The 15,857-nt window shown below is 39.3% G+C and carries 15 protein-coding genes; 2 read left to right on the top strand and 13 right to left on the bottom strand.

All coding sequences use genetic code 11. The features are described from left to right. Positions 1-40: 40 nt before the first annotated feature. Positions 41-613 carry a mechanosensitive ion channel domain-containing protein gene (locus QL995_RS10465; RefSeq protein ID WP_290294123.1) on the top strand — a complete coding sequence of 191 codons (573 nt, stop codon included), beginning with the start codon at positions 41-43 and terminating at the stop codon, positions 611-613. Between the two features lie 88 nt (positions 614-701). On the opposite strand, the gene QL995_RS10460 is transcribed toward QL995_RS10465, so the two are convergent. From QL995_RS10460 to QL995_RS10450, 3 genes are read right to left on the bottom strand one after another with little or no spacing between them, the layout of a single operon-like run. After that, entirely contained in the window at positions 702-1,760 is a 1,059-nt protein-coding gene (locus tag QL995_RS10460) for a succinylglutamate desuccinylase/aspartoacylase family protein (protein WP_007585786.1), read from the bottom strand. After that, the gene (gene rimK, locus QL995_RS10455; RefSeq protein ID WP_002961977.1) at positions 1,747-2,652 is read right to left on the bottom strand and encodes a 30S ribosomal protein S6--L-glutamate ligase; all 906 of its coding nucleotides are present in this window, start codon (positions 2,650-2,652) and stop codon (positions 1,747-1,749) included. Before rimK ends, QL995_RS10460 begins: the two co-directional genes overlap by 14 nt. A 2-nt stretch (positions 2,653-2,654) precedes the next feature. Further along, a complete protein-coding gene (locus tag QL995_RS10450) occupies positions 2,655-3,089 on the bottom strand; it encodes an ATP-dependent zinc protease (protein ID WP_007585784.1) in 435 nt (144 codons plus the stop codon). A gap of 285 nt (positions 3,090-3,374) precedes the next feature. Here QL995_RS10450 and QL995_RS10445 point away from each other — a divergent pair, with 285 nt between their 5' ends. Beyond that, on the top strand, positions 3,375-4,346 hold the full coding sequence (locus QL995_RS10445) for a zinc transporter ZntB (protein WP_101162841.1): 972 nt from the start codon (positions 3,375-3,377) through the stop codon (positions 4,344-4,346). A 77-nt stretch (positions 4,347-4,423) separates the two neighbouring features. Here the strand turns inward: QL995_RS10445 and QL995_RS10440 are convergent, their stop codons facing one another. The 10 genes from QL995_RS10440 to QL995_RS10395 form a co-directional block, all read right to left on the bottom strand. After that, positions 4,424-5,611 carry a polysaccharide lyase family 7 protein gene (locus tag QL995_RS10440; protein ID WP_101216529.1) on the bottom strand — a complete coding sequence of 396 codons (1,188 nt, stop codon included), beginning with the start codon at positions 5,609-5,611 and terminating at the stop codon, positions 4,424-4,426. 1,115 nt (positions 5,612-6,726) lie between these two features. Beyond that, positions 6,727-7,062: a ribonuclease E inhibitor RraB gene (gene rraB / locus QL995_RS10435; RefSeq protein ID WP_007585369.1), complete on the bottom strand. Its 336-nt coding sequence runs from the start codon at positions 7,060-7,062 to the stop codon at positions 6,727-6,729. Continuing rightward, positions 7,062-7,775, bottom strand: coding sequence for a 1-acylglycerol-3-phosphate O-acyltransferase (locus QL995_RS10430; RefSeq protein ID WP_024590693.1), 714 nt, complete (start codon positions 7,773-7,775; stop codon positions 7,062-7,064). Before QL995_RS10430 ends, rraB begins: the two co-directional genes overlap by 1 nt. 162 nt (positions 7,776-7,937) lie before the next feature. Continuing rightward, the gene (parC, locus tag QL995_RS10425) at positions 7,938-10,232 is read right to left on the bottom strand and encodes a DNA topoisomerase IV subunit A (protein WP_010553285.1); all 2,295 of its coding nucleotides are present in this window, start codon (positions 10,230-10,232) and stop codon (positions 7,938-7,940) included. Positions 10,233-10,242: 10 nt separating this feature from the next. Next, complete coding sequence (locus QL995_RS10420) at positions 10,243-11,337, bottom strand: PQQ-dependent sugar dehydrogenase (RefSeq protein WP_010553286.1); 1,095 nt, start codon at positions 11,335-11,337, stop codon at positions 10,243-10,245. Between the two features lie 29 nt (positions 11,338-11,366). Then, entirely contained in the window at positions 11,367-13,256 is a 1,890-nt protein-coding gene (gene parE / locus QL995_RS10415; RefSeq protein WP_010553287.1) for a DNA topoisomerase IV subunit B, read from the bottom strand. 108 nt (positions 13,257-13,364) lie between these two features. Continuing rightward, positions 13,365-13,925, bottom strand: a complete 561-nt coding sequence (locus QL995_RS10410; protein WP_007585377.1) for a YqiA/YcfP family alpha/beta fold hydrolase — start codon at positions 13,923-13,925, stop codon at positions 13,365-13,367. Further along, on the bottom strand, positions 13,910-14,695 hold the full coding sequence (locus tag QL995_RS10405) for a metallophosphoesterase (RefSeq protein ID WP_290294122.1): 786 nt from the start codon (positions 14,693-14,695) through the stop codon (positions 13,910-13,912). Before QL995_RS10405 ends, QL995_RS10410 begins: the two co-directional genes overlap by 16 nt. Continuing rightward, complete coding sequence (locus QL995_RS10400) at positions 14,682-15,140, bottom strand: DUF1249 domain-containing protein (protein WP_007585381.1); 459 nt, start codon at positions 15,138-15,140, stop codon at positions 14,682-14,684. Before QL995_RS10400 ends, QL995_RS10405 begins: the two co-directional genes overlap by 14 nt. A gap of 26 nt (positions 15,141-15,166) precedes the next feature. After that, a complete protein-coding gene (locus QL995_RS10395) occupies positions 15,167-15,793 on the bottom strand; it encodes an NUDIX domain-containing protein (RefSeq protein WP_165725184.1) in 627 nt (208 codons plus the stop codon). Positions 15,794-15,857 lie beyond the last annotated feature (64 nt).

Here is a 15,857-nt window from a genome sequence, read left to right as displayed (position 1 = left end):
TTGCATTAAATTAAATTGGTATAAAAGTTCAGGGTCTAATGTGGAAATAATAGAAGTTTTAGAATTGTTTGCATCACAATATAAGTTGGTTGTAACTATAATCGCTATTTTGGTTTTCCCTCTGCTATTAAAAATAACCAAAAAATTACTCGAAAAAGCAATTAAGGGGAAAGTTGATTTACACCGAAAATACCGTGCAGAGCTTTTACTAAAAATTATACTCGCCTTTGTAGTCCTGTGTTTGGTTTTAGTATTTTGGGGTATAGAGCTGCGTGGCTTATTGGTTTTAGGCTCCTCTTTATTCGCTATGTTGGGCGTAGCACTATTCGCTGCCTGGTCATTATTAAGTAATCTCACCGCATTTTTACTAATGTTTATTCAAAACGATTGCCGTGTTGGCTATTGGGTACGAATTATTGATGGTGCGAATCATATTGAAGGCCGCATTGTTGAAATGGGCTTAATGAATGTAGTACTTGAGCATATTGATGGGCACCGTGTAATTTACCCTAATAATTTATTTGTGACACGCCCTGTCATGGTTTTAAATAAAGAACCAAAGCCAACAAAAGCCCCCGTTATAAAGCGTATTATTGGACCTAAAAAATCCTAAATTAAAATAAACACACAAAAAAGCCGCAGTAGGTAATTACCTACTGCGGCTTTTTAATGCTTTAACTAAATAGAGTTCAGGCTGGCTACTAGTTATTTAATTCTGCTGTTTTAAGCTCGTCATCTAAATCATTTATCTCATCAATAAAGTTCTCTAGTTGCTGCTCTACTAGGCTATTATCATTTGCAAAGTAAGCAAGGTGGAATACCGCATCACCTTCATTTACCAATGGCATAGTTTGCTGACCAATAACAATACCGCCTTTAGGCGCTAAAAGCTCAAGCTCAGAGTCACCTAGTGGGCTACTAATATAAGCAAGTACTTGCCCTTTAGTTACATGCTCCCCTAGTGATACTTGTGCACGCACAATGCCATCAACTTCGGCACGTATCCAACTAGTTGAACCTGCAATAATAGGATCTGGTAACTTTTTAGGACGCTTGCCACGGATCATTTTTAAATGACGCATAACATAATCAACACCCTGTACACCGGCCGCAATTGCGATTGGATCAAAACGCAGTGCTTCACCAGCTTCATAGGTTATAACCGGGATACCTAGGTTTGCAGCTTCACTTCGTAATGAGCCATTACGCAATGATGCATCTATAACTGCTGGCGTGCCGAATGCTTTAGCCATTTCAGCGGTTGCTTCATCAGCTAAGTTAGCGCGAATTTGCGGTAAGTTAGTTCGATGAATAGCGCCAGTATGTAAATCAATAATGTGGGTACAATGTATTGCCACTTGATTAAAAAACATATAAGCCATACGCCCAGCAAGTGAGCCACGCTCAGAACCTGGGAAGCTACGATTCATATCGCGTCTGTCTGGTAAGTAACGCGATTTATGAATAAAGCCAAACACATTCACAATAGGCACAGCGATTATTGTACCGCGCAGTTGGCTTGGGTCTATTTTAGCAATTAATTGACGCACAACTTCTACGCCATTTAGCTCATCACCATGAATAGCCGCACACACCATAAGCACAGGACCTTCCATTACACCGTTAACCACTTCAATAGGAATATTAAGTGGTGAATGGGTATAAAGTTTAGCTGCCTCTAAGGCAAGTGTTTTACGCTCGCCTACGCCTACACTCTCTCCTAATAAGGAAAAAGGACGGTTAATTTTAACCTTTGCCACGTGTTGCTGTTCCTTTACTTGAAGCATTTTTTTCGATGAAATCAATCACCATGCCTGCAATGTCTTTACCTGTTGCTATTTCAATGCCCTCTAAACCTGGTGATGAGTTTACTTCCATCACAAGTGGTCCACGAGATGAGCGAAGTAAATCAACTCCCGCTACGTTCAAGCCCATTGATTTAGCCGCGGCTACTGCCGTTTTACGTTCTTCTGGAGTAATACGAACTAATGTAGCACTACCGCCACGGTGAAGGTTAGAGCGGAACTCACCTTCTTGTGCTTGGCGCTTCATTGCTGCTATTACTTTATCGCCTAATACGAAACAACGTATATCGGCACCACCCGCTTCTTTAATGTATTCCTGAACCATAATATTAGCTTTTAAGCCCATAAACGCTTCAATAACGCTTTCTGCCGCTTTGCGTGTTTCAGCAAGTACAACACCAATGCCTTGTGTGCCTTCAAGTAATTTAATTACAACAGGTGCACCGCCTACCATTTCTAGTAAGTCTTTTACATCATCTGGTTTGCTAGCAAAACCTGTTACTGGCATACCAACGCCTTTGCGCGAAAGTAACTGAAGTGAGCGTAATTTATCGCGCGAACGAGAAATAGCGACTGATTCATTTACAGGGTAAACACCCATCATTTCAAACTGACGAAGTACCGAACAGCCATAAAATGTAACCGATGCACCAATACGCGGGACGATTGCGTCAAATTCTTTTAAGTTTTCACCGCGATAGTGAATTTCTGGTTGCTCAGAGTTGATATTCATATAACAGCGCAATGCATCAATCACTTTAACTTCGTGACCGCGTGCCTCTGCCGCCTCAATTAAGCGACGTGTTGAATATAATTTTCTGTTGCGAGATAAAATACCGATTTTCATAGTTAAACCTTACGACCTAATAGTTGAGATAAAGCCGGGTCAACGACTATACGATTTTCCATGGCTGTACGCCCTAATAACATTCTAAACTTCATTGTTGCACGGCTTGTTAAAGTAAGCTCGATAGGCCAGCTATGCTCGCCTGCATGCAATGTAGTTTCTATAAAGTAACGTAACTCTTTTTGCCCACTTGAGCTGGTTACGTACTTCATTTTTTTAACTTTTGCATTGCAAGTGACTTGTGTTTGCTCATCATCTTGCAGTGGCTGGGCCGTAAATTTAACCCATTTTTCTGAGTCAACTTCGTATTCTTCAATGTTAATTGCATGAATACATGAAGTGCGAGCGCCAGTATCAATTTTTGCTTTTATCTCGTTAATACCAAGCCCAGGTAAACTTAACCACTCACGCCAACCAACTGTGATCTTTGCTGTCATAAATGTGCCCTTAATAAAAAAGTGACTTATACGCTACAGGTAAAAAAACACCAACGAAATAAATTTATCTAGTCGATTAGTAAATTAAATTGATCTTTTTAAACAACTGGTCACACAATGCACGCCTTGCTGAATAGTACTTTATGCCACTTTACTCAGCCCAAAGGCTCTGCATATATTTTGCTATTTAAGCTTAACTTATTAAAAATAAAGGTAAGTTTAAAATACTTAAGTAGATACACTATAGTTAACGGTATTAAAAATACACTATTATGAGAAATAATTATGATTAATGGTTTACTACATGCACTTGTACTTGATGGACAAGGCGGCGCTCGCCCTATTGAAAGCACTAATGAGCTAAATAGCTGGCAACCAAGCCACGGAAAACTTTGGGTGCACATGGACTATAGCCAAAGCGAGGCTGTTGAATGGCTCAAGGCACAGCCTCATTTAAACGATTACGAATTAGAGTCCTTAATTGCTGATGAAACACGCCCGCGAATTACATCAACGACTAACGGACATATGTTATTTTTACGTGGTGTAAATTTAAATCCAGCACAAAGCCCTGAAGACATGGTTTCAATTCGTTTATTTATTAGCGAAGACATTCTTATTACTACCCGCAAACGTCGTTTATTATCGGTGCAAGATACGCTCGCCTGTTTAAATGAAAATAAAGGCCCATGCAATATTTCTGAATTAGTGTGCTCTATTACACAAAAATTAACCTCACGTATGCAAAGCGTTATTGACTCACTAGATGAAACACTCGACGAGTTTGAAGAAGAAATAGATGAACCAAGTAAAAAGTTTGATAACCAAGGTTTATCACAGTTGCGCCGTCAAACAATTGCCTTAAAGCGTTATTTAAAACCGCAAAAAGAAGCCCTTAGCTCAATGGTAAATAATCACTACCCGTGGCTGTTAGATGACGATAAAGCAAAATTAAACGAAACAACAAACTTACTTATTCGTTATTTAGAGGAGCTTGATAGCTCTATTGAACGTGCGCAAATCATTCAGCAAACAATCACTAACCAAGTGTCTGAGCAATTAAATCAGCGTATGTATGTAATGTCGGTTGTGGCTGCATTGTTTTTACCTTTAGGCTTTTTAACCGGCCTGTTAGGCGTAAACGTAGGAGGTATTCCGGGTACCGAGAGCCCCTATGCATTTAGTGCGTTTGTTATATTTTTGATTGTACTTACTGGCGGTATTGGTGTGTATTTTAAAAATAAAAAATGGTTATAAATTAAGTTTATACATTTAAAAAGCATTAAAAAAGCCACTCAGTTTTAAACTGAGTGGCTTTCTAAACTACTAAATAATTAGTTAGTTTTACGCGTATAACTAACGTCAGTCATTGTTACTTTAGCTTTTGTAATTCCTAAATCTTTAAAGCACTCTTTAAATGAATCTGAGTTTCCTGACTCGCCACACTCATCTAGTGTATATGGGTCTTGTGATTGTAAATAATTACCAAACTTAAAGTAAGATTCTGAATCATCTTCTACCGGAATACCAAAGGTAGTACCTAATGCAGTCACATCTACATCACCGTAATTATTAACTACTTTTAGATTGAATGAACCACCACTTCTGATAGTACCTAGTGCATGCTTTTCTTCTTTACCACTGGTGTTACGCAGGCGAACATAAACGTCAAAAATCCCGTTATCTGCTACGCTATCATCAAAACCGGATTCATCAGTATCTGAAACATATACTTTTGAAATCGTACCCGTATCGCTAGCGTGGTGCTGAGAAATAATCGTTTTACCACCATCTGACATTTCAACTTTTACAGTTGCCTCAAAAACCTCATAGGTTTCGGTCATTGCAACACGTGCACTTTCTTTTACTTTATATTCATGACGCCAGCCATTCCCGTTTGGAGTGATATGACGCGCTTCTAGAGGAACAAACTCTAAAGTGTCGCTATTTACTAATGGATGAGGATCGTTACCTTCAAGGTCAAAAATACTACCGTTGGTGATGTTGCTTGCTATACCTGAGCCACTACCAGTGTCGCCACCGCCAGTATCACCACCACCTGTGTCTCCGCCGCCAGAAGAACTCCCCTTAGTTAACGAAAAGTCATCAAAACGAACATCGCTTGAGCTCTTATCATGCTTAGCAAATACTTGTAGCGTACCTGTATTAGCTGTAGTGAAAGTTTTAGATACTTTTGTCCACGAAGAAACGTTAAATTTCTCACTTTTAAACAAACCATTAAGATCGTTAATGCCGATTTGTCCCTTGCCAAGTACGTACGCACTTAACGTGTACTGAGTATTTCGATCTACATCTACATTTTGGTAAACACGCCCTGGGCTACCTTGAATTTTTAATGATTTAGAGCCCTTGTAAGCACTACCTGAAATAGCCGCTGGTTCTGTTTCATTCCAGTTATTCCAACCATCTTCAAATCCAGCATTATTAACAGTTGCCGCTTGTACAAAACTTGAGCTAGCAGTCATTGCTGCAAGCATAAATAGGGATTTTTGGTTAATCATTATCTTTATTTCTCCAAACCTGTACATGAAAAAATCTTACTACATGGCTATAAATGAGTATTTCACTTGAGCCTAGATCACCGCCTGTAAACAGGTTTTAACTTGTGTTTTTATGTGTAATTGGTAATAAGTAAAATGTAAAAAAAACCACTCTTGGTTTACAAACAAGCATTACCAATAGTTATTGCCAGCTGGGCTGAGACACAAGTTATATTGCTTGTAATAAATTTGCAACAATTTATTTAATAGGTAATAAGTATTGATTTCATTTAGATTCATTAAATCAACAACAAATAAAAATACATGAAAACAAATACTTAAAACCAATCACTATCAAAAAAATAACAAGCCCAGATAAGGAACAAAATATAAAATAATGAAAAAGCATTAAATAAAACTTTAATTGGTAATTTATTAAAAATTCAAAAATCGCATTTCTTGTAATAACAAAATTGATTTTCATTTTATTTTATGCAGTAAAGCTTACGTTCAGTTTAATTAACTAGAATACCACTGGTTAACCAATTAATTTAGACTGTTTATATAAAATAAAATTTAATAATGGCAGAACAAAATGCATTTGAAATAAGAATTTAAAGATGAAAGTATTATTATATTAGTGAAGGGTAGCTTAAAAAACTTAAGAGGTGTTTGAGTTCAGTGAAGGTGAATATTTTATTTTTTATAGATAATTTATTAATAATATTTATACAAAACATACCAATAAGTTTTAAATAAATTATTGAAAACACCTAGAAGGTTGATTCAATTTAGTTCGAATTAAAAGCTTCAGCAGAACTCGGCATGTTACCCTTTGCGGATTGAAATTAGTTTAATCTAGGGGCGGTTAAATCGCGGCGCGGGGTTTGTAATCAAGCGGGCTCGGTAACTACTCCTGCGTTACGCTACTGGCATACTTCCATGTGAAAATAAGTAAAAACCGAGCAAAGCTTCCGCGTCCTGTTCACGCCCCTTACCACATCCATTTAGGCAACAAAGAGTAATCGTCCCTAGAAAAAACCTGAGGGGAAGCGCATGTTTGGTAGCACGCTTTTACAGGCATTAAAAAAGACGAACACTTTGCAATGATCGCCTTTTTTATAACAGTCAGCTAATTACTCTTGAAAGTAAGTACCCCAACCATCGTACTCAACTTCGCACTCAACGGCTAGTTGCGCTAGCTTATCAACGTCTTCCATAATAACGTCTACGTCTAGCTCAGCTTCAACTACAATGTCAAAGCTCCAAATTTTGTTACCGTCTTCAAGCTCAAGCTCTGCTGGTTCTTCAACATCGTAACCCAATTTAAAAGCAGCAAGTGCAGCTTGCTCTAACTTAGGAAAGTCTTCACACACAAAGTGGTGCTCTACTTCATAAAGTATTTCAGGGTCTGACCCATCTTCAAGTAGTGAACTTACGATGTCTTCACTTATTTCACGCCAGTTTTCCATTATTTTTCTCTCACTTGAGCATCTAATTCAGTTATTTTAGCAGCCATAATGCTATGCACGCTTTTAGCATGCTCACGCGCGCTAATTTCTTTATCAAGCGGTATAGGCGCTAACATTTCGATGTGAATTGTACCATTATCCCAACGATTTAGCTTAATGGTTTTATGTGTTGTATTCATACATACCGGAATTATGGGTACATCTGCGCTCATTGCGGTGTGAAATGCGCCGGTTTTAAATGGTAGCAACCCTCTTCCATAGCTTCGTGTGCCTTCTGGAAACATCCATACAGATAAGCCATTATTTTTAATTTTTTCGGCTGCTTTTGAGATAGTTCCTGCCGCTTTAGAGCGATTCGATCTGTCTATTAATATATTACCCGACAACCAATAAAGCTGACCAAAAAATGGGATCCACTTTAAGCTCTTTTTACCCAAACTTACGCAGTTTTTTGGCACCATTGCTGGCACTGTAAATAAGTCGTAGCTATTTTGATGATTAGCAACATAAACTGCAGGACCTGGATCAACGGCATCTTTATGACGTGTTAGAACTAGCTTAACGCCAACCATTTTAGCCATTGAGCCAAACCAACCCGCTATAATATGTACATTATTAGGGTGAAATGGTCTTACAATCGAAAGTAATAAACCAAAAATACAACTGAATAATATAAACAGCAGCATAATAAAAACGCGTATAACAGCTAGCAAATGGGCTTCTCCAAAAATGAATTATAATTATTATAGCGTTATTTTGTGACACAAACGAGTCAATAGCGCACAAGTGTACGCTGAAATATTTAAGCTCTTTATTTTAAAACAAAAACGGCCTGCAAATGCAGACCGTTTTTATTTATACAAAAAAGTAATTGGCTACTCTTCGCTAATAACGTCTATTGGTTCATCATCTTGAGGTGTTAGCTCAACAACGGCTTCGTCAACACGCTGTAAGCCACGCGGTAGTTTATTACCCCTACGTCCTCGCTCACCATGATAATGCTCTAAATCACTTGGTTTAAGTGTTAGTTTACGCTTACCAGCATGAAGCGTAACACTGCTTCCTAATGGTACAACAGCAAGCACTTTTACAAACTCTTCACGGGCTTGTACTTTAGCACCTGGTATAGAGATGATTTTATTACCTTTACCCTTACCTAATTTTGGTAAGTCTCGCAGCGGGAATAAAAGCATTCGACCTTCGTTAGAAATAGCCATACAGTAATCGCTAGCGACATCGTTCACTCTAATAGGAGAAAGTAATATTCCACCTTTAGGGACACTTACCAGCGCTTTACCGTTTTTATTTTTACTAACTAAGTCTTTAAAGTCGGTAATAAAGCCGTAACCTGCATCTGACGCCATAAGCAATACTTGCTCGTCTTCACTCATTACCACGTGCTCAAAATTAGCGCCTGGTGTTAAGTTAAAACGACCTGTCATTGGCTCCCCCTGGCTTCGCGCCGAAGGTAGACTGTGCGCATCGGTTGCAAACGCCCGCCCCGCTGAATCTAAAAATACCGCAGGTTGATTACTCTTACCACGAGCAGAGGCTCTAAAGCCGTCACCTGAGCGATAATTTAAGCCTTGTACATCTAAGTCATGACCTTTACCAACGCGTGCCCAACCTTTGTCTGATAGCACAACAGTAACTGACTCTGACGGAATTAAATCTTTTTCGTTAAGTGCTTTCGCTTCTGAGCGCTCAATCACTGGTGAGCGACGATCGTCACCGTACATTTCAGCGGCTTCTTGAATTTCTTTTTTAAGCAGTGTCGACATACGACGTTCTGAGCCTAATATTTGCGCTAATTTATCACGCTCTTTGGCCAGTTCGTCTTGCTCACCACGAATTTTAAACTCTTCAAGTTTTGCTAAATGACGAAGTTTTAATTCTAAAATTGCTTCTGCTTGCGTATCAGTTAAATCAAAGCGCTCCATTAATACAGGCTTTGGTTTATCTTCGCTGCGAATTATCTCAATCACTTCATCAATATTTAAAAAGGCGGCTAGCAAACCCTCTAAAATATGTAGACGTGCTAATACTTTATCTAAACGATACTGCAAACGACGACGCACTGTTTCGCGTCTAAATATTAGCCACTCACTTAAAATACAGCGTAAATCTTTAACTTGCGGGCGGCCATCGAGGCCTAGCATGTTTAAGTTTACGCGGTAATTTTTTTCAAGATCGGTGGTTGCAAATAAATGCGCCATTAATGGCTCAGCTTTAATGCGGTTTGAGCGCGGAATAATTACAATGCGTGTTGGATTTTCGTGATCTGACTCATCACGTAAATCGGCAATCATTGGTAACTTTTTAGCGTTCATTTGCGCTGCAATTTGCTCAAGTACTTTACCACCAGAACATTGATGCGGCAGCGCTGTAATAACAATATCACCATGCTCTTCGGTGTAAACCGCACGCATTTTGATAGACCCACGACCGGTTTTATATATTTTATGAATATCGGCTTTTGGGGTAATTATTTCAGCATCTGTTGGGTAATCTGGTGCATGTACAAGCTCAAGTAATTCTTCAAGCTCTGTTTTTGGTTTATCAAGTAATAAACAACATGCACTAGCCACTTCACGTACGTTATGTGGCGGAATATCGGTTGCCATACCTACGGCAATACCCGTTATACCGTTTAGTAAAATATGCGGTAAACGAGAAGGCAGCACAACAGGTTCATCCATTGTGCCATCAAAGTTTGGTGTCCAATCGACGGTGCCTTGGCCAAGCTCTTTTAATAGTACTTCTGAAAACTTAGATAAACGCGCTTCGGTATAACGCATTGCTGCAAACGATTTAGGGTCATCTGCCGCACCCCAGTTTCCTTGTCCATCTACCAAAGGGTAGCGATAAGAAAACGGCTGCGCCATTAATACCATCGCTTCGTAACATGCACTGTCGCCGTGTGGATGGTACTTACCAAGCACGTCACCCACTGTACGGGCTGATTTTTTGTACTTAGCGTTAGCCGACAAACCCAGTTCGCTCATCGCATAAATAATACGACGCTGTACTGGTTTTAAACCATCACCTACATGCGGTAAGGCGCGGTCCATGATCACGTACATGGAATAATTTAAATAGGCGTCTTCGGTAAAACGCCCCATTGTTTGTTGCTCAATTCCTTGCATTAGCAAGGTATCTGTATCACTCATTAAAGCTTACCTAGTTTTTCTTATAGCTTACACGGTAGATTACATTGGCGTAATCATCGCTTACTAACAGACTGCCGTCACCTAATTCTGCAAATGCAACAGGGCGTCCAAATGTTGTTTCGTCTTTCATAAAGCCAGTAATAAATGGCGTATATTTAGTTACGCGACCTACTTCAATTGTTGCTAGCCCTACTTTATAACCTGACTTTTTAGAACGGTTCCATGAGCCATGTTCAGCAACAAATAATTGTTGCTTATAGCTTGCTGGAAATTGCTTACCGTTATAAAAATGAATACCCAGTGGCGCTACATGCGCAGCAAGTGCAAGAGCTGGCGACGTGTAATCGGCAATATTTTTACCTTCACCAAACTCAGGGTCAATAATTGCACCGGCATGAACATACGGAAAACCAAAATGCTCACCTTCTTGCGTTGCACGGTTTAACTCATCAGGCGGAATATCATCGCCCATCATGTCGCGACCGTTATCACTAAACCATAAAGCTTGAGTAGCTGGATGAAAATCAAAACCGACGGTGTTTCTAACGCCCTTGGCTATTGTTTTTATTTGTTTTGTTTCTACATTAAGCGCAAAAATACGACCAAAACGTTCATCCTCAGCACAAATATTACACGGTACACCCACCGGAATGATTAGCTCGCCCGTTGGTGCAAAACGTAAAAATTTCCAACCATGATGACGCTCGCTCGGTAATGCGTCATAAACCACATCAAATTTTGGATCTTTTAATTGGGTATCAATATTTTTAAAGCGAATAATACGATGTACTTCGCCTACGTATAAATCGCCATCTTTAATTGCTATGCCAGAGGGCATGTTTAGGCCTTTAGCCACAACAATTTTTTTATCTGCTACGCCATCGCTATTATGATCAATAAGCGCATATACGTTGCCCGCTTTGCGAGAGCCAACATACACAATACCTTTTTTTGAAACAGCTATTTGACGTGCATTTTCTACATCATTTGCAAATAAGCTTATTTCAAATCCCGGTGCTACGGTGAGCTTATCGAGTATATTTTTCGCCATTACAGGAGCGGTAGTCAGCCCAAGTAACAGCAAACTTCCTAGTAGTTTTTTCATTCGCCTCTCCTAGTGTTAAGTACAGGTAATTAAACGAGTGCCTTGTTACCATGATCTTCTAACCATTGACGACGATCAGGCGATCGTTTCTTAGCAAGCAGCATATCCATCATTTCCATGGTTTCTACTTCTTCATCAAGCGTAAGCTGCACTAAACGTCGTGTATTTGGATCCATCGTGGTTTCACGCAGTTGTAACGGGTTCATTTCACCCAGACCTTTGAATCGTTGTACGTTTACTTTTCCGCGTTTTTTCTCGGCTTCTATGCGCGCCAAAATAGCGGTTTTTTCTTGCTCATCAAGTGCGTAATAAACTTCTTTACCAATATCGATTCTAAATAATGGCGGCATTGCTACATACACATGCCCTGTTTTTACTAACTCTGGGAAATGGCGAACAAACAGTGCACATAATAGTGTTGCGATGTGTAGTCCATCCGAGTCAGCATCGGCCAATATACAAATTTTATTGTAGCGTAATGCCGACATATCGGTTGATTCTGGATCAATACCCAGCGCCACTGAAATATCGTGTACTTCTTGTGATGCTAGTATTTGGCCTGACTCAACTTCCCAGGTATTTAAAATTTTACCACGTAGCGGCATGATAGCCTGAAATTCACGGTCTCTTGCTTGTTTAGCAGAGCCACCAGCAGAATCACCTTCCACTAAAAACAATTCGGTACGGTCGTTATCGGCCGCGCTACAATCGGTAAGTTTACCCGGTAAGGCAGGACCTGCAGTAACACGCTTACGCACTACTTTTTTAGCTGCACGCAAGCGAGTTTGCGCATTTGAAATACATAACTCAGCTAATAACTCTGCGGTATCTGTATGTTCATTTAACCATAAACTAAACGAGTCTTTTACAACCCCCGATACAAACGCAGAACACGAGCGTGATGATAGTTTTTCTTTTGTTTGACCGGCAAATTGAGGGTCTTGCATTTTAACCGACAACACGTAACTACAACGATCCCAAATGTCATCAGGAGTTAATTTCACACCACGAGGGAGTAAGTTTCTAAACTCACAAAATTCACGCATTGCTTCAAGTAAGCCTTGGCGTAAACCATTTACATGCGTACCACCTTGCGCGGTAGGAATAAGGTTTACGTAGCTTTCAGCTATTGATTCACCACCTTCTGGTAGCCATACAACAGCCCAGTCAGCGCCTTCAATTGAACTTTTAAATTCGCCAACAAACGGGTCTTGCGGTAATGTTTCAAAACCTTTAATTGCTTCAACTAAATAATCTTTTAAGCCTGTTTCGTAAAACCATTCTTGGGTTTCTTTTGTTTGCTTATTAACAAACTTAATTCGCAGCCCTGGACACAAAACGGCTTTGGCTTTTAATAAATGATTAAGTTTAGTAATTGAGTAGTTTGGTGAATCAAAGTAGCTAACATCAGCCCAAAAACGAACCGTAGTGCCGGTGTTACGCTTACCGACTGTACCAATTACGTTTAAGTCTTCTACTTTATCGCCGCTTTCAAATGCCATTCTAAATTGCTGAGCGTCGCGCCTTACTGTTACTTCTACACGCGTAGATAACGCATTTACTACCGAAATACCTACACCGTGTAAACCACCCGAAAATTGATAGTTTTTATTAGAAAACTTACCACCGGCGTGTAATTTAGTGAAGATCAATTCAACCCCAGGGATACCTTCTTCTGGGTGAATATCAATAGGCATACCACGCCCGTCATCACTTACTTCAAGCGAGTTATCTTCGTGGAGTATTACGTCGATACGAGTAGCATGACCCGCCATAGCTTCATCGACACTGTTATCGATAACCTCTTGGCCTAAATGATTGGGACGTGTTGTATCTGTGTACATCCCTGGGCGTCGTTTTACCGGATCTAATCCATTAAGTACTTCAATGGCTTCGGCGTTATAATTTTGATCACTCATAGTTTTTGTCTTTATATCCGCTAAGGCTCTAATACGTTTTACTAGTTTTATTGTTATATGCGCTAAAGCGTTAATATAGTAACTAACCTCAGTTCAGGCTAACTAGTTTTACGTGATTTTAAGAAAATCTACAATACTTGCAAAAGTGCGTTCAAATTCAACGTAGCTATGATCGCCACCAAATTCTATCAATTGCTTGCATTGCGAATAATATTTTACTGCGTGTTGAAAGTTCAACACTTCATCGCCTGTTTGCTGTAATAAGTACAGTAACTCAGGGTATGCTAATTTATCTACAGCGAGTAATTTAAGTGCCTCAATATGACTGTTATTTAAATCGTAATGATAATCTTGATACGGATTATAATTAGGTCCAAGTAACGACTGTAATAAATTATAGGGTGCGACCGCGGGATTAATAACCACTGCAGGAATTTGATAACGCTGCGATAAATACGTGGCAAAAAAACCACCTAACGAGCTACCTAATAAAACGGTATTTGGCGTTAGTAATTGTTCAAGCTCAATTATAGCTTGTAGGGGCTCGTGGTTTAAGTTCGGTACACAATAATCAACGTCATAGTTTGCCATAAGCTCACCAAAGCGCACAGCTTTATATGATTTTTGTGAACTATTAAAGCCATGAATATAAATTACGCGTTTAGCCATACTACTTCCGTTTTTACTTCTACTTTATCTTTTTTACTCTTTATATTTAGCGTTCTGTAAGCTGGTCCCGCATTTTTTTGCTCCCACTGTGAAGTGTGCTTTACAAACTGTATTGAGCTGGCTGGGGTCGCATATATGGGCAGGCCTCTAAAACTTTGTTCGTAATCATTGTGCACATGCCCATGAAAAAGCGCAGATACATTATTACTATTAACTAAGATATTTAAAAGCTGTGGGCCATTTTCTAATAAGTGTTTATCAAGGTAGCCGTTTATTGGCAGCGGATTATGATGACAAAATATAACTTTACTATTATTCGAGTTGACTAAAGCGTCCGTTACTTCATCTAAATGCGTGCCAGTAACCCATCCTGCGGGCGTGGGCCCTTTAGAATTAATAAGAAGTAGCTCAATCCCATTAGCAATAATATGTTTAGCCGAATTTATTTGCCCACCACTTATGCGATTAAGCATTGCTAGTTCATCATGATTACCTGGCACCCAAAATACAGGACAAGTAATGTCACTGGCATTTATAAGTTCACTAAATAATAAGTACGATTCAAAACTATGATCTTGTGTTAAATCGCCACCAAAAATAATACAGTCTATTGATTGCTTAGCTATGTGCGCCAAAGCTTGTTCAAAATGAGCTGCAGTATTTACAGTAAAGTACTCACCGCTTTTGTCTGCAAATAAATGGCTGTCAGTAATATGCGCAATGCACAAAGATGATTTATCAAATGTATATGTATCATCAAACCAAGCCATTATTTACATCCCAATTTAATGTTGCTTGCCCGTGCTCTACACAGGCCACTAACCAGTCGTATAAAAAAGCATTAAGTTGATACTTTTCATCTTTTTGATGCATTTTAGGGTTAGGGTATCCATAAGATGGTTTTATGCGTTGATGGTAATCGTGGTGAACAATTTCAGCCACTTTGGCATCGTGATACATGCGTACCGTTAAATACAGCGGCGTAATCCCTTTAACCATTCCTGTTAGCTGCTTAATTGAAATATCCATAGTGTATTTAGCGCTGCCATCAATTTTTGTAGCAAACTCACTGTTGCCAAGTTTAACTTCACGAATGCTTCCTATATTGCGCTCGCTCGGTAACAACTTTAATAGTCGCACATAGTTATGCTCACAAAGTGTTAAATACTTTGGGAGGCTCTGAATATATCGCTTTGTTGCTAATTGTGCTGTCAAAGTACCACCATAATATTAGTAAGAGTTTATGCCCATTTGCTTGCCATTTTTTCGCGATTTAGCGCAAGCCACTGCATACAAATAACCGTTGCCGCATTATCCATTTCACCGTTATTGAGGCGCATTAGCGCATCATCAACTGATAAAATATGAGTTTTTATATCCTCGCCTTCAGTTTCAAGACCATATACACCTGATTTCACTTGGCTTAAGTCAGTACGCGCTAAATATAAATGTAAGCGCTCAGTTGTACCACCAGGGCTTGATAGGTATGAAAGCATAAATTCAAGTTCAGTTAGTTCAAGCCCAGCTTCTTCATACGCTTCTTTTTTTACAACTGATTCGTAATCAGTGCTGCCGTCAGTCATTCCGGCTATGCACTCTAGTAGCCACGGCGAATGCTTGCTTTTAATAGCGCCAATACGTATTTGCTCAATTAAAAGAACAGTATCTGATATTGGATCGTAAGGGAGTACTGCAATTGCATCGCCACGTTCTAATATTTCTCGGCTAATTACTTTAGATTTTCCACCCGCAAAAAGAGCATGTTCGAACTGGTATAAATCAACCTGAAAAAAACCTTTATAAAGGTTTTTTGTTGGCTTTAAATTCACATCTTTATGTGTAAATTGAACGAGTTTTTTATCAACCACGTAGCTAACTCCTACTTATCTAAAGCTTTAAAATGCGTTAATATATTCTGTTACACTTGAACAT

The organism is Pseudoalteromonas sp. APC 3358 (genome assembly GCF_030408075.1).
GTDB classification, from domain to species: Bacteria; Pseudomonadota; Gammaproteobacteria; order Enterobacterales; family Alteromonadaceae; genus Pseudoalteromonas; species Pseudoalteromonas arctica.
The sequence above is the reverse complement of the archived record's forward strand: the minus strand, read 5'-3'. Positions and strand labels throughout refer to the sequence as shown.